Origin of the sequence: Stieleria maiorica (assembly GCF_008035925.1) — a bacterium.
Classification (GTDB): domain Bacteria; phylum Planctomycetota; class Planctomycetia; order Pirellulales; family Pirellulaceae; genus Stieleria; species Stieleria maiorica.
Genome location: NZ_CP036264.1, coordinates 4,881,824 through 4,903,789 on the forward strand (window position 1 = coordinate 4,881,824; position 21,966 = coordinate 4,903,789).

Below are 21,966 nucleotides of genomic sequence, written 5' to 3' on the forward strand. Positions count from 1 at the left end.
CGGCAATCCACGGGGTATCCTGCGCAACGTGGCGCTAACCGACGACGGCACGTGGATTCTGATTGATCCCGAACCGTGCGTCTTGCACCGGTTGATCATGGCGGTGTAAAATTGCTGCATGAGTAATACCAGGACGGCCGAGCGTTTTTACCGACGTCTGGACCCCCAAGGCCAGATTCTGGGGCTCTTTGACCTGTTGCCGAGCGTCTCGTTCTTCGTCAAAGATCGCCGCGGCCGATTCATCGCTCTGAATCGTCGCGGGTGCGAGTATTGTGGTGTGGCCAACGAAAACGACGCGATCGGACGCACCGATCATGACTTTTTCCCCAAGCAACGGGCCGACGAATACCGGGCCGACGACCTGAAAGTGATGGAGAGCGGGCGCGAGATTCGCAACCGGATTGAAAGTGCGCCCGAAGCGGAAGGCTCGCCGCGTTTGGTGATGACCAGCAAGATTCCGCTGCGTGATCGCCGCGGAAACGTGATCGGCATCGCGGGATTTTCACGCCAAGTCGAAGAGCTTCGTTCCCCGGGCGGGACGGTCGCCGCGTTTGCCGATGTGATCGCGCATCTGCACCGACATTACGACGATCCGTTGACGACTCCCTTTCTGGCAAAGATGGCAGACCTGTCCGTCAGCCAGTTCGAGCGGCGATTTCGAAAGGCGTTCGGCTGCTCGGTCCGCCAGTACCTGGTCCGCATTCGTGTGGAGAACGCGACGAAATTGCTGACCGAGACATCGCAAACCATTTCCCAGATCGCGCTGGCGACCGGGTTTTACGACCACGCCCATTTCAGCCGCAGTTTTCGTCAGCTGATGAAGGTTTCGCCGTCGGACTATCGACGGCAATTTCGGCATGAATCGTAGCTCCCACGTAGCGAAACGCGTCAAGGGTTTCGGTTTCGGCGGGGTAGATCCCCGCAGTTGGCGCAGGGGAAATAGGACCAATGCGACCTAGGGGACATACTGGACAGGGATGTGATCGTGTCATCTACCGTCCTATCAGTCCCATACGTCCTATGGGTCCTATTTCCGTGCCTGACTCTGCCGCCGACCAGCGGCGAGGAAGGTGATGCGGAGCCCCGCGGGGGAACCGAAAGTCTTGACGACTTCCACTACGGTTCGGTTACACGCCTCAAATCTGTGCCGGCGGCAGCGTCTCCCATTGAATCGCATCACCCGGTGCTGGCGGCAGCTCTTCCGCCGCTTGGACATGTCGGCGGAGCAACTCTCGGGTTGCTTGGAAACCGCGTGCCGCGGCGATCGCCTTCAGTGCCGGGCTATTGACGATCCCATCATAGTGTGACAGCAGCTCTTTCAGTTCCGCTTGGTCTCCCTCGGCGATCAGGTCGTCCACACGATCGGGTGCTAAGAATTCCATCCAGGCTTCGCCATCGTCCATGGCCGAAAGGCTGGCGATCAATTGCTGGGGTGCATTCGCTGTCTGCGGATGTTTCGACGACGGGTTTCGCAGCGCCTCCTTGCTCCCCTTGTACAGGTACGGATTGCGCGGCGACGGATAGGCAAATTCTGGTTGTGGTGTCTTCATCACCAGCGGCGGACGACGGCGGCCGGGGAAATGACTGTCGTATCGATGCCGCTCGCGAAAGTAGGGGTCGTTCAACAGGTCCGGGGCTTCGAAGCTGCCGAACCGGTAGGGATCGTAGACGTAGTTGTCGAAACGATAGGGATCAAACGATCCCGGCCGCGGGTGGTTGTAGTCCGGGTAACTGAACACGCCGATGCTCATTGCCCGCGTCGACGTGGGGTAGGGTGTGCGGTATCGGTTGGGGACGGTGGGAGCCGCATGCGATTGAGCTCGACTGCGGCGCAGCCCTCGCGATTGGTTACCAAACCATTGTCCATTTGCCAGGGAACAATCCACCGACAGCAGCGCGACCAGAACGAACGAAAGACGGACCATTGGAACACTCGCAGGTGAAGTTCGAAAACAACTGCCCAAATCCTAGACCGTTGCTAGGCCATGTTCCCGAAACAATGTCTCCGTATCCGGCTGATCTTTCTTTGCCGACCGACGCGACGCTCACCACCGGGGCGAAGCGATTTTTTCAGAAAAGGTTCAAGACGCGTGCGATGCCACCTGCCGATCCAGAATCTCTCGCACCTGGAGTGCCAATGCGGCTGGCAGAAACGGTTTTCTCAAGCAGGGAACCTCGATCGCCTCGATCGCTTTGTTCGAGGCCGGATCGGCGTGCCCGGTGATCAACAACACCGGCAGATTCGGCCGGACGCGGCGCAGCCAATTCAACAGCGCCGTACCGCTCATGCCCGGCATCGCGACGTCGGAGATCACCAGATCGATCGCTTGATTCGATTCGATCAGTCGCTTGGCCTGCAACCCGTCGGCCGCCGCCACGACGCGGTAACCATACTGTCGCAATGATTTGCACGCCAAATCTCGAATCGCTTGCTCGTCTTCGACGAACAAGACGGTTTCGCTGCCTTGGGCAGGATCCTGTTGCGTGGCTGCGGGTTCTTCGTCCCCCACCGGCTCTTTGGTCGCCGGCAGATGGACGATGAAACGGGTGCCGTGTCCGACTCGGCTCTCGACCGCAATTTGGCCTCGAAACTGTTGGACGATCCCATAGACGATCGCCAGCCCCAATCCGGTCCCTTGTCCGTGCGGCTTGGTCGTGAAGAAAGGATCAAAAATCCGCTCACAAGTCGCCGCGTCCATCCCATGTCCGCAGTCGGCGACTTCGATGACCACGTAGGGTCCGGGACGATCCAACCGCAGTTCGTTCAACTCGTGTTTCGCGACCAAGACATTTGACGCGCCGATGGTCAGTGTTCCGCCATCGGGCATCGCATGCGCGGCGTTGATCGCCAAATTGATCAACACCTGCTCCAGCTGACTCCGATCGGCGCGAACATGATCGATTGATTCGGCGACGTCGTACTTCAATTCGATCGCCGACTCCAAAACACCACGCAGCAGCGGATCGATTTCGGCGAGCACTTTGCCGGTATCCACGACGTTCAACTTGCCCGTCGACGTCCGGCTGAACGTTTGAATCTGGCCGGTCAAATGCCGGCCCCGTTGGGCAGCATCGAGGATCATTTGCACGCCTTGATCCACCGCGGCATTTCCGTCGGCGCTCAACCGGACGAACTCCGCACCGTACATGACAACGGCCAAGAAATTATTGAAATCGTGGGCGATCCCGCCGGCCATGCGACCGATCGCCTCCATTTTTTTCGTTTCCGAGAGTTGATTCTGGAGGTCGACGAGTGTCGAGATGTCGCGGATGATCACTTGGAATCCACTCAGCGCTCCGTCTGCCTCCCTCTGCCGGTTGACCGACAAAATGGCGTCCAGCGGTTTGCCCCCGACCGTTTGCAGTTTGAAACGGGCACCGCGCAGATGATCGGCTTTGCTCAGTTCCGACTGAAATCGCAACGCTTCGTCACGACCGGCAAACATCGACGAAAATGCGATCCCCGGTTCTGGCAATAACCCCAACAACTCCCTTCCCACGCGATTGCAACTTTTCAGCATGCCGTCATTGCCGAACAGACAGATCGCGTCCTGGGAGTCTTCAAACAACAGCCGGAATTCCCGTTCGCTGGAGGCGATGCGGCTTGTTTTGCGGGCAACTTCACGTTCCAAGCCTCGCGCCATTTTCCCCACGCGCGCCCAGTTGAATCCGGCCAGGATGGCCAGTGCCAAGATCGTTGCAAAGCAAAACGCGACGGCGGGTTTAAACCAGGCGCGCGATTGCAACGGCAACGGCATCACACTGAATTGGAACACGGCAGGCGTCGGATCGATCTGGCCGGCCGCGTCCTGAACACGGACCGCGATGCGATGTTCCCCCAACGGCAACGCGGGGACGCTCAATTCTTCGCCGAGTGATTCGAACGGCGTCCAGGACTGATCATCCACTTTGGCGGAAACGAGAAAATGACGCCGCGTCCGCTTCGGTCGGAATCGCTCCAGGCCGCGCACACGCAGTCGCAACGCTTCGCCCTCATTCAAGTTGCCGTCACCCCCAACCACCTCGGTCTCGGGGGGATACTGGTCGGGCTGATAGCGAAAGCAACGACTGCCGACGCCGACCCACAATTCCCCGGAGGCTCCGGCGACGACGCTCCCCACGCGGGTTTCGAACGGTGTCGTCGCGACCGGCGGCGGCAGCGTCGTCACGCCCGCACTGACCACTTCGATCTTGCCCTGCGAGGAAGCGAAAAACTGTTGAGCACCGTTTTGCCCCACGACGCGGCCGTTGCGATCGAGGATCGATTTCCAATTTCCGTCACGCATCCGCACCAGTGCCGCTTGCCCGCCCAAATAGCCGCTGCACGTCGCCCAAATCTCCCCGTCCAACGCGACCAGCCCGCCAACCGCAGCGGAGGGCATTTCGATTTCCGACCAGGTCCGTCCCTCATCGGTGGATTTCATCAACCCGAAGTACCCGGACGCGAACAGCGTTCCGTCGGCCAGCGGCAAGACATTGGGCAGATGGCTGATCTGTGCTTTTTCCGGCAAGGGGATTTCCCGGTCGAAGTCTCGATCACAACGAACAAGGTGAAACGGCAGCGAGTTGTTTGAGCCGAAAATGATCCAGACGCCGCTTTGCGGATCCGCGGTCGATCGATTGAACCGAATGCGATTGGTGAATCGAGACACATCCCTGGCATGTAGCCGACCGCCTTCGATTCCGACGATGAATCGCCCGCGATGTTGGTCCAGTGCCGCGACCCAAACGACATCGCGACCATCGATCCCCAGCAACCGAGGATTCTTGTACCCCTGCAGATCGACCCGATCCAGCCGCCCCTTTTCCCACCGCCGCAGCCCGTCGTTGGACTCCATGAAGAGAGCGCCGTCGGACGTTTCATAGATCGGGCCGTAAAGTTTGGGGTACTCCATCGAACGCCCCGACGCCCAGCGGACCAGTCCGCCGCGGCTGACGACAAACCAGATCCCGCCGCTGCGATCACGATGAAGTGGCGCCCCGACGTTCTGAAAAACCTGCCACTCCGGGGCCGTCCGTTCCCAGCGCAGCAGACGCTCCGAACCGACGATCCAAACCGCCCCTTGGCCGTCTTCCATCAAGTGCAACACTCCGCCAACGACATCATTCAATTGTCGCGATGCATCGACCCAACCGTCGCCGTCCCATCGAAAAACGACCGGTCCGCGCCCCGTGCTGCAGGTGAAGATCTCCCCATCCCGGGTCGCCACCAGTTTGGGCTGGTCAAGATTGGAGATCCCATTGGAAATGCGCCGCCATGCGCCTTCGCTGAACTGATAAAAGTGGGTTCCGGTTGAAACCAGCAAGCCGTGCCGCTGGCTCTCGACCATCGACCAAACATAAGCATCTTCTCTCCACAGCCCCGCCTCCTTGAGCGGTTCCCGGAAGCCGTCTTCGGTGAATTCCGCCAAGCCAACATTGGTCAGCACAAACTGTCGACCGTCGGACGTTCGTATGTAATCGGAAACGTAATTGCTGGGCAGTCCGTCTTGTTCTCCCCAAGTGGTGAATTGCCCGTCTTTCATCCGCGTCAGCCCCGCAGGCACGCCGCCTTTGGGCCACTGGTCACAGCAGAACCAAAGGGATCCGTCGGTGTCTTGAACGATCCGGCGGAGACTCGGGCCGGCCAGACGCCCCTTCAGTCGATCGGAATCGAACGTGGTTCCATCAAAGACCGCCACGCCTTGATCGGTCCCCACCCATAACGTGCCGTCGTTATCAACGAGGACACATCGTACGTAGTCGCTCGGTAGCCCGTCTGCGGTCGTGTAACGCGTCCAGTAGTAACCGTCATAGTGGTACAGCCCGTCCGAGACGGCGAACCAAAGCGAACCATCCGCCGCGGCGTCCACATGGGCGATCGACTTTTCCGCCAGATGCGCATCCCGAAAAAACGATTGGAACTGCCACGTCCGAGCGATCGAAGCCGGTTGCTGCGCACCCGCACTGCCCGTCAACAGGATCCCGTTCGTCAACAGGATCCCGGGGACTGAGAGCAACAAGAGGAGGAGGAGTCGGGGCATTTCTGCTTCCCTGCGGGGGCGATCTTCGCCCTAGTTTTAGTGGACAATCACGCCACCTGCCAGCAGAAGAACCGTGGTTGAGGCACAGACCGCCCCACCCGTTGCTTCTTTGACCCCCAACCGTTGCTCCGTCACACCCCCGCCCGGGCAGTCTTCTGGCCACAATCTGCCCTCATGAGCACGCCCTGCGATCGCCTTTCGCGCCGCATCATGGGGATCCAGTCTGCCCCCCGACACCCACTGGGGCGACGTCCGTCATCCCGCTCCGATTATGCAAATTCTTTAGGGAAGGGTAGTCCGCTAATCCGATGCACACCCCCGTTTTAACAACTTCAATCATTTCATCGTTCCGCGGTGACGTAACTCTCCCCAGATCCGCTGCCCGTTCGTCGTTGCCGAACAGCGTTTGGTTCATCGCAGCGACGTTTGATGCGGGTTGACAGACATCGCGTTTGGAAAACAGCACGCTAAACAGACAACAAGTGATTCGGGGCAAACACTGCAATGGATGATGTATCAGAACTTCTCAAGAACTTGACGGTGTGCCAGTCCCTGGTCCGCGAGGCCGAGGAGACACCGGCGGTCAAGGTTCGTTTCCACACACCCGGCTTCGAGATCGTTGCCGATTGCGACCTGGGCGGACGACGCATCTCGGACGTCATGAATCAATCGATCAGCGATTACATGGAATGCAGCAACGCAAGCCTGTATCGCCGCGGCCAATTGATCGATCAGATGGCAAAGGTCAATGTCCGCAAACCCGAAATCATGATCGCGGGGATCGCCGGCGACACCCACGAAGCGGCCGCCAAACGCATCGGAAGCCGCCGCGCGTTGCAACTGTTCCACACCGTCGTCGCCATCGACCGCTGGATCATCAAAGGCCGGTTGCACATGACCACCCACAAGAGCGTCAAAGAGTTTCTGCACGCCAATCGCGACTTCTTCCCCATCGCCGACGCATCCGTGATCGATGCCGAGTCGCCTGAAAGTCCCCAACACATGAACGTCGCGATCATCAACCGGCCGCGTGTCTCCTTCATGGAGATCACGGAGTTGGAAGCGTCCGATTCCGATTCCGATTCCGATCAATCGCCCGTTGCGCGTTTGTTGCACGAAGTTAAGACTTGATGCCGTCATACGGTTGGCTCAAGGCTGATTGTGTCGATGCCCGTTGGCCAATTTGGAGAACGTTGCACGTGGTTTTCCTGGGGCGGCGTGGCCTTGCTGACGCTCGGACCGCTTGCCCGAGGCTACGGATTTGAATGCCCCGCAGGCGACGAGACCTGTAAAGACACCAATGTCTGCCAGAAGAGTCGCGTCCCAAAACCATGCCCGCGCCATGGCAGGGCGTCCAATTCACTGAGCTTGCAACAACCCCAACCGCCACGGGATGTCGCCATAGCTGCCGCGTTGGTACTGCGCGTCGTCGGCACCCTGGAACAGCAGTTGCAAGTTTTCCGGATCGACCTCCAATCGCTGATCCGACCCGCTGCGAATCAATTCGCCGTGGCTGTAAGACGTCGCCCATGATTGCTCTTGATTGACCACGTTGACCGGCGAAACGAATGGAGAATCGCGGGTTGCCGAAAGCGGCGTCCAGGTTCCCTCGAGAGACTCACTAACAAAGGCCTTGAAATACCGCCGCCGTCCGGCTTGGGCTTCGACCACCGTCAGGTATTGCTGGCGGCCTTTCAGTGCGTAGGTGTGACTGGCTTCGAAGATGTCGGCTTGCAGCACCACCTGGGGATCGGACCAGCCACGATCGGGAAATTGCTCGAGCGCCGTTTCCGCGCGCCACATCTGGCCGTTGAGTGTCGTGAAGAACAGGTGTGCTTTCGCATCGTCACAGATGACCCAAAAATCCAACCCCGCCTTGGCACCGTCTTTGACGACGTACAGCGGTTCGGGACGTGTCCAACGCTCGGGCGCGTCCAACGAATCGTTGGTCGAAAAACAGGGCCCGTACTTCAGACCGCGTGTGTCATCGGCCGCCTGATAGATCAGGTACCACTTGCGCTGCGGACGGAAGTAAAAGATCTGCGGCGCGCCGTGGTACCCCATCGTCAAATCCAGCACGCTCCAATCCGCGTGCTTGGCGTCGGCCCAATCGGCGAACGAAAGGTATCCGATGCGGATGCGTCCGTCGCCCGATTTTTGTTTTCGCAACGTGCAAAACAGATGCCAGCGGCCGGCGTGCCGCACAATGCTGGGATCTTTCACCGCCAACCAAGGATGATCCGGCGAGGCCGGCAACCGCTGCTGGTCGATTTCCAACAACGGCGGCCCGACCCGCCAGTGAAAGTCGCCCGATTCAAACGCATCGTCGATGGCCACCCCTGCTGCATCATCGGCTTTTGTTTCGGCATCCTGTTGGGCCATCACGGGTAATCGCGGTGCGAGGCCGCCGATCCCGAACAGCAGCGTGAAAGAAAAGACTGCAAGCGGAACTTTGTCGTGTCGCATGTGCGATTCCCTGATTTTGTGAACGTCGACTGCTGTGGCCAATTCTACTGGCAAAACAAATCCGGTTGGTCGCGGCTCCTTGGTTGTCTATGCTGAGCCCCCTTGTGTTTGCCTCCTTGGTTGGTTTGAAATGAGAAAAACAGCGATGAAGCGTCTGGTCGGTTGCGCGTTGGCACTTGCGTTAATTCATGGTTCTGTGGTCGCGGACGACTGGTCGCCCGATGACGACACGTTTGACCCCACGATTCAGTCCGTGGTGATCGGGGACCGATCTTGGATCGGCGACCCCTCGCCGTTCGTTCACCTCGGACTCTCGCGCACCGGTTACACCTACGTCGCCTCGGTCGCCTACGACGGATTTGATCCGTCGGTGCAAATCTCGCTGCTGGTCCCCACCAAACCCGGTGAGACCACACCGCCGGCCGGCGGCATGTTAATGGTCAACCAGACACAAGCCTTGGAACTGATCAAGGCTTTCGAAGCCGGATTGAAGGCGGAACCCAACGACAAGGATCAACGCATCCCGATCAAAACCGCAATGGAGCAAGCGGATTGGGCGCTGACATTTGCCTCCGATGAGAACCGGCGTTTTCTTCAGCTGGAACATCGCAGCAAGGACAAAACCGATACGTATCGACTGAGCAGCAATGCGTCCAAGAAACTGCTCGGCGCGATCAAGCACTCGCTCGAGAAGCTGGAGGAAAAGACCGGCGGCGAGTCACGCTAGAAAGAGCCGCCTCCGGCGACGCGAGTCCATCCTCTGGCAGCTACGCTGCCAGCGCGGAACAGCTGGGACAGCGGTTCTACAATGTGCTGGCGAGTGTAGAACCGTTGTCTCAACTGTTCCCCCCCGGCCGCCTTCGGCGGCGCGGGTGCATCCTCTGGCAGCTACGCTGCCAGTGGGGAACAGCTGGGACAGCGGTTCTACAATGTGCTGGGGAGCGTAAAACCGTTGTCTCAACTGTTCCCCCCGGCCGCCTTCGGCGGCGCGGGTGCATCCTCTGGCAGCTACGCTGCCAGTGGGGAACAGCTGGGACAGCGGTTCTACAATGTGCTGGCGAGTGTAGAACCGTTGTCTCAACTGTTCCCCCCCGGCCGCCTTTGGCGGCGCGAGTGCATCCTCTGGCAGCTACGCTGCCAGTGCGGAACAGCTGGGACAGCGGTTCTACAGTGGCGTCGTAATCGCCTTACTTCTTTCGCACGACGATCAACCAGTCTTCGTTCGGGTCCGAGGGGGCTTGCCCCAACGCGACCTTTCCGCCGCCGGTGACCGAAGTCGTGCTGCCCGTTTGCAACGCCCCGCCGTTGCGGGGATTGAACCACCGGACGTCGTACTGCCCTTTCGCACCGGAAAGATCCAGCGCCGTCGTTCCACCCTCGCACAGGTAAACGAGATACGTGTCGTCGGCCTTGGCAAAGCAATACTTGGTCGGCTTGCGCTCCGGGTTGCCGATGATTTCATCCACGTTCTTCATTTCCCAAAACGGGATCTGATGATCGTGGAAGAACCCGATCGCGATGCGACAGTAGTCCCAACTTTGATCGCGGCTCCGCCAGTCCTCACAAACGATATCGTTTTCGTCGAATTGGTAACCGAAGTAGTATTCGTTGCCCGCACCGCCGGCCATCAACGTGCCCCACAGCGTCTGCTTGCGAACCTTGTGTTGGGTGTACGCCATTTTGCCGGTGCGGTCGTGTCCGTCGAAACCGTTGTAACCGAGATCGGGACACTGGGCGTGGGCGGCACTGCCGGATTCGTCAAACGCGACGATCCAGGGTTTGCCCGCGGCGGACGACTCGGAAACCCATTTCGCCGTTTGCGCGTGAGTCGTTTCCAGGCTGCTGTTTTGCAGCGACACGCCGGTCAGCTTCGATTTGTCACCGAGCAACGGGCGATAAACCTTGTCCTGTTGTGAAGGAAACGTGTGCACGACGATGTTGTGGCCATAGGCATCCAGGTCGGCGATGTAGTTGATCATCGCTTGCAACTGCTCGGTCGTCTGGGTGTTCTCTTCGCCCAGGTTCCAGTTGAGCGCCAGGTTGTGGCCGTAACGCGCGATCAATTCTCGACAATACAGTTTTCGCTGCGTGCCCAGGTTGCCGCCGTCAAGCGATTCGGGGACCAAACCGGACGCCTTGTGTTTGGTGTGATCGTCGATTTCGGTTTCCTGCATTTTGAAGTGCAGGTACATGCCTTTGGCCGTGCCGTGATCGAACACGATCCCCCATTGGTCCAACTTGCTGCAGTCGTAGTGCAGTTTGTCTTCGCGCTGGATAAAGGGCCAGACGTTGTCCCCGTCGCCACCGGCGTTGTAGGTCAAGAAGGAGAATGCATTGCAGCCTTTGCCGGACAAGTAGTTGACCGCACCGATCAATCCTTTGCCCTTGCCGTCGGCCCAAGTGGGGTCGCCACTGTTCCAATCCTGCAGGTGTGGCGACCAGGTCTTCAGCGGCGCCTTCTTCGGGTTGCCGGCGATGGTGTTGTCGAAGTCGGCATAGGCCAACAGCGTCTCGGGCGCGTCCGCACCGACTTTCAGAAAATAGGTTTTCGTTCCCGCAAACTGCAGGTAGTGCTTGCCGACGTAACTCAGCCGGCCTTGCCCACGCAGGTCTCGGCCGGACTTGTCGCTCGCCGCGATTTCGAATGAACCGCTGGCCCCGTCGAAGGGAGCGACCGTCTGTGACGGTGCATCGGGATCCAATGCGGCCAGATTGCCGCGATGAAACGCAACCGAATACGTCCAGGAGCCGGTTTGATCGGGTGCGAAATGGGCTCGCCAGTGCGTCCCCGATTCAGCCGAGGTGTTGCCGGCGTTGCCATCGGCGGCAAAGTATCCGGGGACCGTGTAGGTTTTCCCGCCGGAATGTTTAAACGCGACCGTCATCCGGTAATCGGTAAAGGGGTTCGGCGCGTTGTCCTTTTCATGGGCGTAAGGGCCACTCAGATCCAAGGTGACCTTGTGCCATTGTTTCAGTTCGCCGCTGACGTTGACGCTGCCGTCGCCGTCGGCCTTGCGAGGCAACTGCAGTGGATCCTTGCTGGACGGCACGGTCGGGCTGGAGTTTGGCGTTGCGGCCGCAGTGTGTTTTTCCTCACCGGCCTGCTTGGCCAACAGCGGCGCGATCGCCTTGCCGGTCGCCTCGTCGGCGGCGGTGAACGTCACCGCCGACCATCGGGCTCGACTGAACTCTTGGCCGTCTTTGCTACCGATTTCCGACGTCACTCCGATCATCGCGCCTTCGGTGATCGGAGTGTTTTTCCATGTCTTGTGATAGGCTTTTCCCTCGGCGTACATCGCATCGCCGAGCGGGTTGGTGTAGCTGCCGATCCGTTCGCCGTCGATCGACAGACCGTAGCTGGATTGACCGTCGTTCTCGCCGATCGTTCGTAGCGTGACGTTGTACCGTCCGGTCGGGAAGGGGAATGTTTTCTCGATCGATCCCCGCTTGTGTTGCTCGGGGTTAACCGCCATCCATTTTCCCCGGTCCAGGTAGTACCCGGTCCCTTGTCCGGCGGCAAATGCGGCTGCGGACAACTCAAGTGGACCGTCCGGCGCTGGCGCGGTGTTGGCAGCCGATTTCGTATCTGTCACGGCGACCGACGGGAACGCTTTGGGCAACGTGCCGCGTTTGATCTGCGGCGGCGGTCCTGCATCCTCGGGGCGCGTGAAATTGCGGTCGGTCGTCATCAAGAACTTGTCAAATTCGAATCCGTCTTCACGCATCGAGAAGTGGATGACGTGCTCGCCCGGTTGATCGATCTCAAGGAAGATCTTGTGGGGTTCGCCGCAGTGTTGTTGCTCGGTGCGTTGTTTGCTTTCCCAGCGCCAGCTGTGCTTGCCCTGGCACCACTGCAGACGCTGGCCGCTTTCGGGCCAGGTCCCATCGATTCCGACGTGCAATCCGTTGTCTTCCGACCCGGTCGAATGGGCCCGCACCCAGACGTAGTAGGTGCCGGGCGTCGAGATGTCGACCTTGTAGTGCAACACGGCCAACGCACCGGGTTCCGGGGCAAAGTTGGTGCCACGAATCAATTTGTCGCCGTGGGTCCGACGGGTGTCGGGCAGGATCTCCAAGTACGCGCCGCCGCTGGCACCACCCACGTGCGGCGGATCACCATCGGGCGTGATCTCCGGCGTCGCCTGGGAGTGCGTCAAGTAAAACGCCCGCACGTCGGCAGCGGTCTGTTTGAAAAAGTGTTCGGCCTCGACCGCGACCAACCCGTCCTGTTCGGCGAAGACGACCGAGTCATCGATGATCGGTTGTTGCGCTGCGACGTGTGTGGAAAAAAAGACAGCACACAAGACAACCAATGGAGTGGCGATTCGAAGTTTCAATCGCGTGGAGCGTTTCATCATGGTTCACCGATGGGAAGGGGAAGGTCTGGGGGAAAGGAAAGCGTTTTGCGAAGGATGTTGGTGTTTGGGACGCGATGCTTGGGGGAGCAATGGAAACACAGGCGATCCACCTTCTGGCGAAGGTAGCTACGTTTCGATATTGACGGGGACAGTGTCGAAGGGATGAAGGGGGTCAGCTGGTCGGTGCTTCGACAACGAGCGCGTCACAGACCGCATCGGCGACTTGCGACGTCGATGCGTTTCCGCCCATGTCGGGGGTGATGACGTTCCCGTCGGCGATCACCTTTTCGACCGCCTGTTCCAAGTCGACCGCGGCACGCAAGCAGACGGGGTCGTCGTGCTTGTCGCCCAGCCAATCCAACATCATCGCCGCCGACAGAATGGTCGCCAGCGGATTGGCAACGTTCTTGCCCGCCAGTTGCGGGGCCGTGCCGTGCGAGGGCTGGAACAGGCCGTGTTTTTCTCCGATCTCCGCCGACGGGCCGACGCCAAGTCCGCCGACCAGGCCGGCGCCTAAATCGGACAGGATGTCGCCGAATTGGTTCTCCATCACCAAGACGTCAAAGTCCCAAGGGTTTTGGACCATGTACAAACTCATCGCGTCGACGTACACCGCCTCGGCTTCGATCTCGGGGTACCGCGCGGCGACGTCGAAGAAGACCTTGCGAAAGAACGCCATGCTTTGGAACACGTTCGCCTTGTCGACACAGGTCACCATCTTTTTGCCATCACTGGGACGGCCGCTGCGACGCTGTGCCAAACGGAATGCAAAGTCGGACACCTGTGACGTGCCCTTGCGTGTCACGACCAAAGTATCGGTGGCCACTTCGTCGCCCACCTTGCTGCCGCCGCCGAACGAGGCAAACAACCCTTCCAGGTTCTCACGGATGATGACGAAATCGATTCCCGGCCCGGTGTCCTTCAGCACACAGGGCGCCCCGCGATAGAGTTTCACCGGACGAACCGCCGAATGCACCTGGAGCGCCCTCCGCAGCCCGACCATCATCGTCGGTTGAACTTCCGTCCCATCGCGGTAGCGAACATCGGGCAATCCGATCGCCGACAACAACACCGCGTCCGCAGCCAAACAATCCTCCAACACCGCCGACGGCAACGCTTCGCCGGTGTCACGGTAAAGTTCCGCGCCGGCTCGATGCGACGTGAATTGCAAATCCAACCCCTCGACCCGGTCAACCATCTGGCCGAGCACCCGGTGGGTCGCCTCCATACACTCCGGACCGATACCGTCGCCCGGCAACAACGCGATTTGATAACGACTCATACGATTGATCCCTCGCTGGGCTCCAACGTAGCGACGCCCGCCAGAGCGTGGAGAATCCACGCGAACCACCTTCTGGGGCGAAGGCGACTACGTTTTACCTGCGATTCATAACGACTCAGACGCCGAACCGTTCGGAGCGTCCTACGCCGTCATGTTGTTTGTGACGGCGGATTGTAGGCCCCACGTGTCATTCACTACAATAAAATACTTCGAAACATTCATTCGGCTTCACTAAATGTTTGCGAGCCACGTGTGATCAAGTCCCAGGATTTAACCATCGCTCACTTGCAGACGTTTCAATTGGTGATGCGGGAAGGCGGTTATGCGGCGGCGGCCCGCGTCTGCCATCTCTCGGTCCCGTCGGTCTGGCAGCACATCCAGGCGCTCGAAAAGCTCTATGGCGTGGAGTTGTTCCAGCGGGTCGGTCGCCAAGTCCGGCCGACCGAGGCGGCGGAAACGTTGTCTCAGCAAGTCAGTTCGATCTTGGTCCAGATCGAATCGACGTTCGATGTGGTCCAGCAATCCTCGCGAGACCTGCCGATCCGGCTGGTCGCCGGTGCGCGGATGATGCTGGAGGACCTTGCCACTCCGCTGGCCGCGTTTCACAAGCGACACCCCAATCACCTGGTGATCCGCCAAGGGAATGATCGCCGCGCCGAAGAGTTGTTGATGGAGGATCATGCCGACATCGCGATGGCTTTAGAACCGGGGCTGGAACGAAAATCGCCGCACTTGCATTACGAGTCGGCGTACACGGTGGAGTTTCTTGCCGTGGCCAGGAGATCGCATCCGTACGTGAAGTCGCGATCATCCGAACTGGCAGAACTCGCTCGACACCCCTTGGTGGTCACGTTGGCGGGCACCCATGGCCGCGATGCTCTGGATCAAGCGTTCCACCGCGAAGGGCTGGTCGCAAAAATCGCGGTGGAAACCGACAATAGCGCCTTCACCATCGCCTGTGCCTCGGCCGGAATGGGCGTCGGGATCGTGGCCGGACGCAGCAAGGGCGAATTGAGCAAAAAGCTCGCCTCCCGTTCGCTCAGCGACAAACTCGGTCAGCGCCGGATCGTGCTGATGTGGCGCAAAGGCCGACTGTTGACCGACCCGATGGTGGAGCTGGTGGAACAGCTAAAAGCCGCACTGACATGATCCCATGCCAGCGGGAAGCGTCAGGGGCTGTCGATTTAATCGCAACCGAAACAAGAGTGAGCCGATGGCGCTAGCCACGGGCCTCGAAGGGCGATGCTGGCACCGCTAGGCCCGCGGCTAGCGCCGTCGGCTCACGAAATCGACAGCCCGGTCAGCGAGCGGCGCGGGTACAATTCCGCTCCCTTGTCCCCGGGCTCCGCCTGGGGACACGATGGAGCTGGAGGCTCCGCCTCACATTCCCGCGCCGCATGTGGCGGGAGCCACACCAACATCCCGTTCCAAGGCGGAGCCTCGGAACGAGGACAATCCCCATGCCAGCGGAAAGCGTCAGCGAGCGGCGCGGGTACAATTCCGCTCCCTTGTCCCCGGGCTCCGCCTGGGGACACGATGGAGCTGGAGGCTCCGCCTCACATTCCCGCGCCGCATGTGGCAGAGCCACACCGACATCGCGTTCCAAGGCGGAGCCTCGGAACGAGGACAGGATCCCACTCCATTTCATTTGTCCCCGACCGCCATCGATGACCTCTCCCCCTCTCCCGCCCAACCAACAACTGGTCAAACGTCATTGTTGGCCCGTGGTCGGCGAACGTGCTCCGTCGCAGACCACGACTCCGTGGACCGTCACCCTGGCCGGCGAAGTCAAAGTCGATCGGCATTGGAGTCTGAACGACTTGGCCGCGCTGCCGCAAACCACGCGTCGGATTGACGTGCATTGCGTGACACGGTGGTCCCGTTTACAGATGGAGTTCCGGGGCATTCGATTTGCCGAACTGGTGACCGATGCAGGCGGAGAGCCGCTTTACAAACCGCAGGCCCGATTTGTGTCCTTCGTCGCCCGCAGCGAACGTTCCCACTCCACCTCGCTGCCGCTGCGGGAATTGTTGGATTTGGATCCTTTGGTCGCACTGCGCGCCGACGGGGCGCCGCTGCCGATCGAACATGGCGGGCCCGTACGCATGGTGGTTCCCGGAAAGTATTTCTACAAGAGCATCAAGTGGCTCGAGCGGATCGAATTCCTGACCGACGATCGACTCGGGTACTGGGAGTCCGAAGCGGGGTACCACAACGGAGCCGACCCATGGAAAGAACAACGCTACATCGCGTCGAGTCTTAGCAAACAGGACGCCGCTCGGCTGATCCGGCAACGTGATTTCCGCGCTCGTGATCTGTTGGGGTTACAGGCGAACGGTATGGAATTGGCGAATCTAAACGCCGTGAATGCACGGTTGCGCAATGCGGATTTCAGGAACACGTCGTTGCATGGTGCTGATTTCCGCGGCGCCAACCTTTCCAACGCACACCTTGAATCGGCGGATTTGCGTGAAGCAAACTTTCGCGGCGCCGACTTGGAAGGCGCTGACTTCTCCGCGGCCGATCTCCGTGGTGCGGACCTACGGGATGCCTCGCTGTTTGGCGCCAGTTTTGCGGTGATCGATACGGATGGCAACCGGAACAACGTTGCATCGATCGATCAGTCGACGAAGGTCACCGCGACGTCTCTCGATGCGTTGACACCAGAACAACGCGACTGTTTCCGATCGCAATCCGCGTCAGTGGAAGAGCGCTGATTTCATTCGGGTTTTCCCTCGCCCCCGAATGATCCTGCCAACCGGCACGCCCAATCCGATCGGATTCCCCTGCCGTGCGGGCGACCGCAATCGACGTTCTTTTTGCACGCCCATTCCTGTGTCGGCTGAACGCTTCAACTGACGCATCGGGTCAAACCGTGACTGCGATTGCGACCGTCGGACACCGTCCGCGGAAACCGACTGGGGCAACGGTCTCGCACTGAGGGAAACGCACGAGGAATGAACGATCTGACATCCATCGACTTGCTGTGGGTGCTGTTGTGCGCCGGCCAGGTCTTGTTGATGCAGGCGGGGTTCTGCTTGTTGGAAAGCGGAATGTCGCGGGCGAAGAACAGCATCAACGTCGCGATCAAAAACTTGATCGACATCTGTGTCTCTGCGATCGCTTACTGGGTCGTCGGTTTCGGACTGATGTACGGGCACTCGGTTTCCGGATGGTTCGGTTCGTCGCAGTTCCTGATGGACGCCGGTGCCAGTTCCACTCTGTTGGCGTTCTTCCTGTTCCAAGTCGTCTTTTGTGGCACGGCGACAACGATCATTAGCGGCGCGGTGGCCGAGCGGATTCGGTTTCGCAGCTACGTGATCATCAGCGTGTTTGTCAGCGCATTTGTCTATCCGATCTTCGGTCATTGGGCTTGGGGAGGCCTGATCGATGGCACGGGGACGGGATGGCTCAGCTCGCTCGGGTTCATCGATTTTGCCGGATCAACCGTGGTTCACTCGGTCGGAGCCTGGGTCTCGTTGGCGGCGATCATCATCGTCGGTCCCCGGCTGGGCCGTTTCGGAAACCATCCCCGCAAGATTCAATCCAGCAATCTGCCGTTGGTCGTGTTGGGGATTCTGGTCCTTTGGTTCGGTTGGCTGGGGTTCAACGGCGGCAGTGGCCTGGAACTTTCCGACAACGTGCCCAAGATCTTGGTCAACACGATGATTGCGGCCGCCACCGGCGGTTTGACCTCGCTGGCGATCGTGATGCGTCGACTGGGCCGCCCGGAAGTCGCCATGGTCGGCAACGGTGTGATCGCCGGTCTGGTCGCGGTCACCGCGGGCTGCCATCTGTTGACGCCGATCACGTCCATGGCCGTCGGCAGCGTCGCGGCGTTGGTCTGTGCCGCATCGACGTGGCTGCTTCATCGGTTGTCGATCGACGACGTCATCGGTGCCATTCCCGCCCACGGCTTTGCCGGCGTCTGGGGCACGATCGCGATCCCGCTGTTGACCGATCCGACGGCGTGGGGCAACGGAAACGATTGGCTGACGCAATTGGCGGTTCAATCCTGGGGCTGCGCGGTAGCGTTCGGATGGGCGTTCGGAACCAGCGTGGTGGTGCTGGGAGCGATCAACTTGGTTCAACCGCTGCGTGTGCCACGCCGCCATGAATACATCGGGTTGAACATCGCCGAACACCAAGCCAACTCGGAATTGCAAGAGTTGCTGACCCAGATGTCACGGCACCGGAAAGGGCGTGAGTTTAGCGGTCGGGTCAAGATCGAGCCGTTCACGGAGATCGGCCAAATCGCCGCCGCCTACAATCGCGTGATCACGGAAGTCGAGCATGAGTTTGCCGGGCGCAAGGCCGCTCAACAACAATACGAAAGCATCTTTCACGGTGCCGTCGAAGGGATCTACCAAACCTTTCCCGACGGCAGCTTCCGCAGCGCGAATCCGGCGCTGGCGAAACTGTGTGGCTATGAAACCGCCGCGCAGCTGATCGACGCCGTCGGCGATGTGTCGACCGATGTTTACACGTCAGCGGAAACACGCGAGCGATTTTTGCATGAAATCGCGCTCCATGATCGCGTCAACGATTTCCGCGCTCAACTGCGTCGCCGCGACGGATCGGAGATTTGGGTCAGCGAAAACGCGCATGCCGTCCGTGACGAAAACGGAACGGTGCGGTATTTCGAAGGCACGATCGTCGACATCACACAGCGATTGTCGTCCGAGAAACTGCGGCTGCAAAAGGAACAGGCCGAAGCGGCCAACAACGCCAAGAGCGAGTTTTTGGCCGGGATGAGCCATGAAATGCGGACGCCGCTTAACGGCATCGTCTCGATGCTGGAACTGATGGACGAAGGCGAACTTTCGCGTCAACAAGCCAAGTACCTGCAGATCGCCAGACGTTCCTCGACGACATTGTTGGCGATCATCAACGACATCCTGGACCTATCAAAAATCGAAGCCGGGCGGCTGGAATTGGAATCCGTTCCGTTTTCCTTGCTCGATCTCGTCGATGAAACCGTCGAAATGCTCTATCACCGGGCAAAGTCCAAAGGCCTGCACCTGTCGGCACACTTCGAACCCGGCGTCCCGGAAATCCTGCTGGGCGACCCTGTGCGGCTGCAACAGATCCTGATCAATCTGATCAGCAATGCGATCAAGTTCACCCAGGTCGGCGGTGTCAGTTTACGTGTGCGAATGGACCGACCCGAACCACCAACCGGCGACGATTCTCCCCCCCTGGATCAATGGATGCAGATCGAAGTCAGCGACACGGGAATCGGCATCCCGCTGGAGCGACAATCCAAGATCTTCGAAGCGTTCGCACAAGCCGATGCGTCGACGACGCGACGTTTCGGTGGCAGCGGGTTGGGGCTGAACATCTGCCAACAGCTGGTCGCCGCGATGGGTGGGCGAATCCAGCTGCAAAGCGAGCCGGATGTGGGATCCACGTTCGTCTGCATCCTCCCCGCCGGCGAACCGGAGGCGGCCTCGGACGAACTTCCCAAAACCAATCTGTTGGGGCAACGCAGTCATTCACGGATCGCGGGCAAGAGCGTGATGCTGATCGCGCCGGCCAACGGCGAAACCGAAGTCATTCAGGATTACCTGCAGCGTTGGGGCGCAACTTGCTTGACCGCCGATTCGATCGAATCGGCCCGGCAAGCGCTGCAGACCGACGGCCCGATGCGCAAACGCGTCGACCTGTTACTGGCTGAAACAAGTGTCGTTTCGGCGACCGAACTGGAGACATTGCCTTCCGTGCTGCCGGAAATCAAACGACGGATCTTGATCGGTGAAACGGCCCGGCGGCACGCCGACGAAGTCCAGATCAACCAACCCGTGCGGCCGTCGGCATTGCTGGAAGCGATCGAAACGACGCTCAGTGACCTGCCGACACTGAAGCAACCGAAACGCAAACGCACTTCCAGCGATGACGATTCGATCGGAAAAGGACGCCGCGTGCTGGTGGTCGACGACAACGAAATCAACACCACCGTGGCGTCGGAATTGTTGCAACGTCTCGGTTTCCAAGCCGACACGGTCGCGTCGGCCGAAGCGGCTATCACCATGGCCATCCGATACACGTATGATGTCATCCTGATGGATTGTGAAATGCCGATCATGGACGGTTTCGACGCGACCCGCAAACTGCGGCGGATGCATCAGGCCGGCGAACTGAAATTACCGCCGGAATCTCCGCTCCGGATCATCGCGGTGACCGCACAAGCGCTGGCCGGCCAGGTGGAACGGTGTTTCCGAGCCGGCATGAACGCCCACTTGGCCAAACCGATTTCAAAAACCGTGTTTGCGCGGACACTGCGCGACGTGTTCGAGTCCGAACCGATCCACGGCGTCACCGACGCAACACCCCCACAAGGCCGATTCAGTCACTTGGCGTCGGAGGTCGTGTTGAATTGGCACGATGTCGTGCAGCGTTGCGGTGAGAGCGAAGAAACATCGTATCAAGTCGTTCGCATGTTCCAACAACAACTGCCGGAACAACTCGGCGGGCTCCGTGAAGCGATTCGCAGCGGAGACTTTCAACGTGCCCGGGCCGCATCGCATCGTTTAAAAGGTGTCGCGGCGACGATGTCGGCCAATCCGATCGCCACACTGGCCGGTGCAATCGAGACCCATGTGAAGGCCACCGACCAGACCAATCAGACGGAACTGACCGCGACGTTGAATCAACTGGAATCGGAAGTCGAGCGGTGTCTCGATTGGATTGACCATAAACTGACCGAGGCAGAAGCATGAACGATGCCATTCTCGTTGTCGATGACGACCCGATCGTTCGACAAATGATCTCTTCGACCCTCCAGCAGGGCGGCTTTGACGTGATCACCGCCGAAGACGGACGCGGCGCACTCGATCGGCTGAAGGAAGGCCGCACGCGGTTGGTGATCAGCGATTGGCACATGCCGGAACTGAACGGGATCGACCTATGCTGCCAGATCCGCGGTGGTGATTTCGGCGGCTATGTCTACCTGATTTTGCTGACCTCGATGGATTCGGTCGACCAACGCGTCGAAGGGCTGGTCGCCGGCGCCGACGATTTCGTCAGCAAACCCTTTCATCCCAGCGAACTGATCGCGCGCGTCAACGTCGGCCGCAGGGTGCTGCAATTGGAAACCCGTGAAGCGTTGATCTTCTCGTTGGCGAAACTGGCTGAAAGTCGTGACCCGGAAACCGGACACCACATCGAACGCGTGCAGTGCTATTCGCGGTGTCTGGCCGAACAATTGACGCGCAATCCCAGGTTTGCCGAAACGATCACGCCCCAGTACATTCAGCTGATCTACCAGACCAGCCCGCTGCACGACATCGGCAAGGTCGGTGTGCCCGATGCGGTGCTGTTGAAACCGGGAAAGTTGACCGACGAAGAGTTCCTCGCCATCAAGGAACACCCACGCATCGGCGCCGAAACGCTGCGGGGAGCGATTCAGCGCAGTCCCGAAGCTTCGTTTTTAAAGATGGCATACGACATCACATTGTCGCACCACGAAAAATTTGACGGCAGCGGTTATCCCGACGGACTGGCGGGGGACCAGATTCCGCTTTCGGCGCGGATCGTTGCCTTGGCCGATGTCTATGACGCGCTGACGACCAACCGTGTTTACAAGGATGCCTACAGCCACGAAAAAGCGGAAGCGATCATCGTCGACGGTCGCGGCAGACACTTTGATCCGGATGTCGTTGATGCGTTCTTGCAGATCAAGACGACGTTCATGGCGATTCGAAACCGCTTCGACGATTCGCGACATGACGCGTCGCCGCCGCCGATCCCGTTGAACTCCAACGCCAGCGAAAACAATTTGATCACCGGTGCACCCGGACATGCCGTTTCGTAAGTTCCAGCGCGCCAGAAGACAATC

The 21,966-nt window shown here is 59.6% G+C and carries 12 protein-coding genes; 7 read left to right on the plus strand and 5 right to left on the minus strand.

Annotation, left to right across the window (positions count from 1 at the left end):
• Positions 1 to 118 precede the first annotated feature (118 nt).
• Positions 119 to 868, plus strand: coding sequence for an AraC family transcriptional regulator (locus Mal15_RS16580; protein ID WP_147868786.1), 750 nt, complete (start codon positions 119 to 121; stop codon positions 866 to 868).
• 268 nt (positions 869 to 1,136) lie between these two features.
• Here Mal15_RS16580 and Mal15_RS16585 read toward each other — a convergent pair whose 3' ends face one another.
• Both Mal15_RS16585 and Mal15_RS16590 read right to left on the minus strand, forming a co-directional pair.
• The gene (locus tag Mal15_RS16585; protein ID WP_147868787.1) at positions 1,137 to 1,925 is read right to left on the minus strand and encodes a hypothetical protein; all 789 of its coding nucleotides are present in this window, start codon (positions 1,923 to 1,925) and stop codon (positions 1,137 to 1,139) included.
• A 156-nt stretch (positions 1,926 to 2,081) separates the two neighbouring features.
• Positions 2,082 to 6,023 carry an ATP-binding protein gene (locus Mal15_RS16590; RefSeq protein ID WP_147868788.1) on the minus strand — a complete coding sequence of 1,314 codons (3,942 nt, stop codon included), beginning with the start codon at positions 6,021 to 6,023 and terminating at the stop codon, positions 2,082 to 2,084.
• A 504-nt stretch (positions 6,024 to 6,527) separates the two neighbouring features.
• On the opposite strand from Mal15_RS16590, the gene Mal15_RS16595 reads away from it, so the two are divergent.
• Complete coding sequence (locus Mal15_RS16595) at positions 6,528 to 7,154, plus strand: hypothetical protein (protein ID WP_147868789.1); 627 nt, start codon at positions 6,528 to 6,530, stop codon at positions 7,152 to 7,154.
• Positions 7,155 to 7,382: 228 nt separating this feature from the next.
• Here Mal15_RS16595 and Mal15_RS16600 read toward each other — a convergent pair whose 3' ends face one another.
• Positions 7,383 to 8,489 (minus strand): non-reducing end alpha-L-arabinofuranosidase family hydrolase, encoded by a 1,107-nt coding sequence (locus Mal15_RS16600; RefSeq protein WP_147868790.1) that lies wholly within the window; start codon positions 8,487 to 8,489, stop codon positions 7,383 to 7,385.
• A 130-nt stretch (positions 8,490 to 8,619) separates the two neighbouring features.
• Between Mal15_RS16600 and Mal15_RS16605 the strand changes: the two genes are divergently transcribed.
• Positions 8,620 to 9,216: a hypothetical protein gene (locus Mal15_RS16605; protein WP_147868791.1), complete on the plus strand. Its 597-nt coding sequence runs from the start codon at positions 8,620 to 8,622 to the stop codon at positions 9,214 to 9,216.
• Between the two features lie 460 nt (positions 9,217 to 9,676).
• Here Mal15_RS16605 and Mal15_RS16610 read toward each other — a convergent pair whose 3' ends face one another.
• Positions 9,677 to 12,847 carry a DUF5060 domain-containing protein gene (locus Mal15_RS16610; RefSeq protein WP_233903500.1) on the minus strand — a complete coding sequence of 1,057 codons (3,171 nt, stop codon included), beginning with the start codon at positions 12,845 to 12,847 and terminating at the stop codon, positions 9,677 to 9,679.
• Positions 12,848 to 13,019: 172 nt separating this feature from the next.
• Positions 13,020 to 14,129 carry an isocitrate/isopropylmalate dehydrogenase family protein gene (locus Mal15_RS16615; protein ID WP_147868793.1) on the minus strand — a complete coding sequence of 370 codons (1,110 nt, stop codon included), beginning with the start codon at positions 14,127 to 14,129 and terminating at the stop codon, positions 13,020 to 13,022.
• Positions 14,130 to 14,381: 252 nt separating this feature from the next.
• Between Mal15_RS16615 and Mal15_RS16620 the strand changes: the two genes are divergently transcribed.
• From Mal15_RS16620 to Mal15_RS16635, 4 genes are all read left to right on the plus strand, one after another.
• Positions 14,382 to 15,278 carry a LysR family transcriptional regulator gene (locus Mal15_RS16620; protein ID WP_233903501.1) on the plus strand — a complete coding sequence of 299 codons (897 nt, stop codon included), beginning with the start codon at positions 14,382 to 14,384 and terminating at the stop codon, positions 15,276 to 15,278.
• Positions 15,279 to 15,796: 518 nt separating this feature from the next.
• Positions 15,797 to 16,846 (plus strand): molybdopterin-dependent oxidoreductase, encoded by a 1,050-nt coding sequence (locus Mal15_RS16625; RefSeq protein ID WP_147868794.1) that lies wholly within the window; start codon positions 15,797 to 15,799, stop codon positions 16,844 to 16,846.
• Positions 16,847 to 17,086: 240 nt separating this feature from the next.
• Positions 17,087 to 20,848 (plus strand): ammonium transporter, encoded by a 3,762-nt coding sequence (gene amt, locus Mal15_RS16630; protein WP_147868795.1) that lies wholly within the window; start codon positions 17,087 to 17,089, stop codon positions 20,846 to 20,848.
• On the plus strand, positions 20,845 to 21,942 hold the full coding sequence (locus tag Mal15_RS16635; RefSeq protein WP_147868796.1) for an HD domain-containing phosphohydrolase: 1,098 nt from the start codon (positions 20,845 to 20,847) through the stop codon (positions 21,940 to 21,942). The genes amt and Mal15_RS16635 overlap by 4 nt, the downstream gene beginning before the upstream one ends.
• The last annotated feature ends 24 nt before the right edge of the window (positions 21,943 to 21,966 follow it).

Coding starts and splice junctions, on each gene's coding strand:
- Mal15_RS16580 (WP_147868786.1), top strand. CDS start 119: ATGAGTAATACCAGGACGGCCGAGCGTTTTTACCGACGTCTGGACCCC.
- Mal15_RS16605 (WP_147868791.1), top strand. CDS start 8,620: ATGAGAAAAACAGCGATGAAGCGTCTGGTCGGTTGCGCGTTGGCACTT.
- Mal15_RS16635 (WP_147868796.1), top strand. CDS start 20,845: ATGAACGATGCCATTCTCGTTGTCGATGACGACCCGATCGTTCGACAA.
- Mal15_RS16610 (WP_233903500.1), bottom strand. CDS start 12,847: ATGATGAAACGCTCCACGCGATTGAAACTTCGAATCGCCACTCCATTG.
- Mal15_RS16590 (WP_147868788.1), bottom strand. CDS start 6,023: ATGCCCCGACTCCTCCTCCTCTTGTTGCTCTCAGTCCCCGGGATCCTG.
- Mal15_RS16595 (WP_147868789.1), top strand. CDS start 6,528: ATGGATGATGTATCAGAACTTCTCAAGAACTTGACGGTGTGCCAGTCC.
- Mal15_RS16625 (WP_147868794.1), top strand. CDS start 15,797: ATGACCTCTCCCCCTCTCCCGCCCAACCAACAACTGGTCAAACGTCAT.
- Mal15_RS16615 (WP_147868793.1), bottom strand. CDS start 14,129: ATGAGTCGTTATCAAATCGCGTTGTTGCCGGGCGACGGTATCGGTCCG.
- Mal15_RS16585 (WP_147868787.1), bottom strand. CDS start 1,925: ATGGTCCGTCTTTCGTTCGTTCTGGTCGCGCTGCTGTCGGTGGATTGT.
- amt (WP_147868795.1), top strand. CDS start 17,087: ATGAACGATCTGACATCCATCGACTTGCTGTGGGTGCTGTTGTGCGCC.
- Mal15_RS16600 (WP_147868790.1), bottom strand. CDS start 8,489: ATGCGACACGACAAAGTTCCGCTTGCAGTCTTTTCTTTCACGCTGCTG.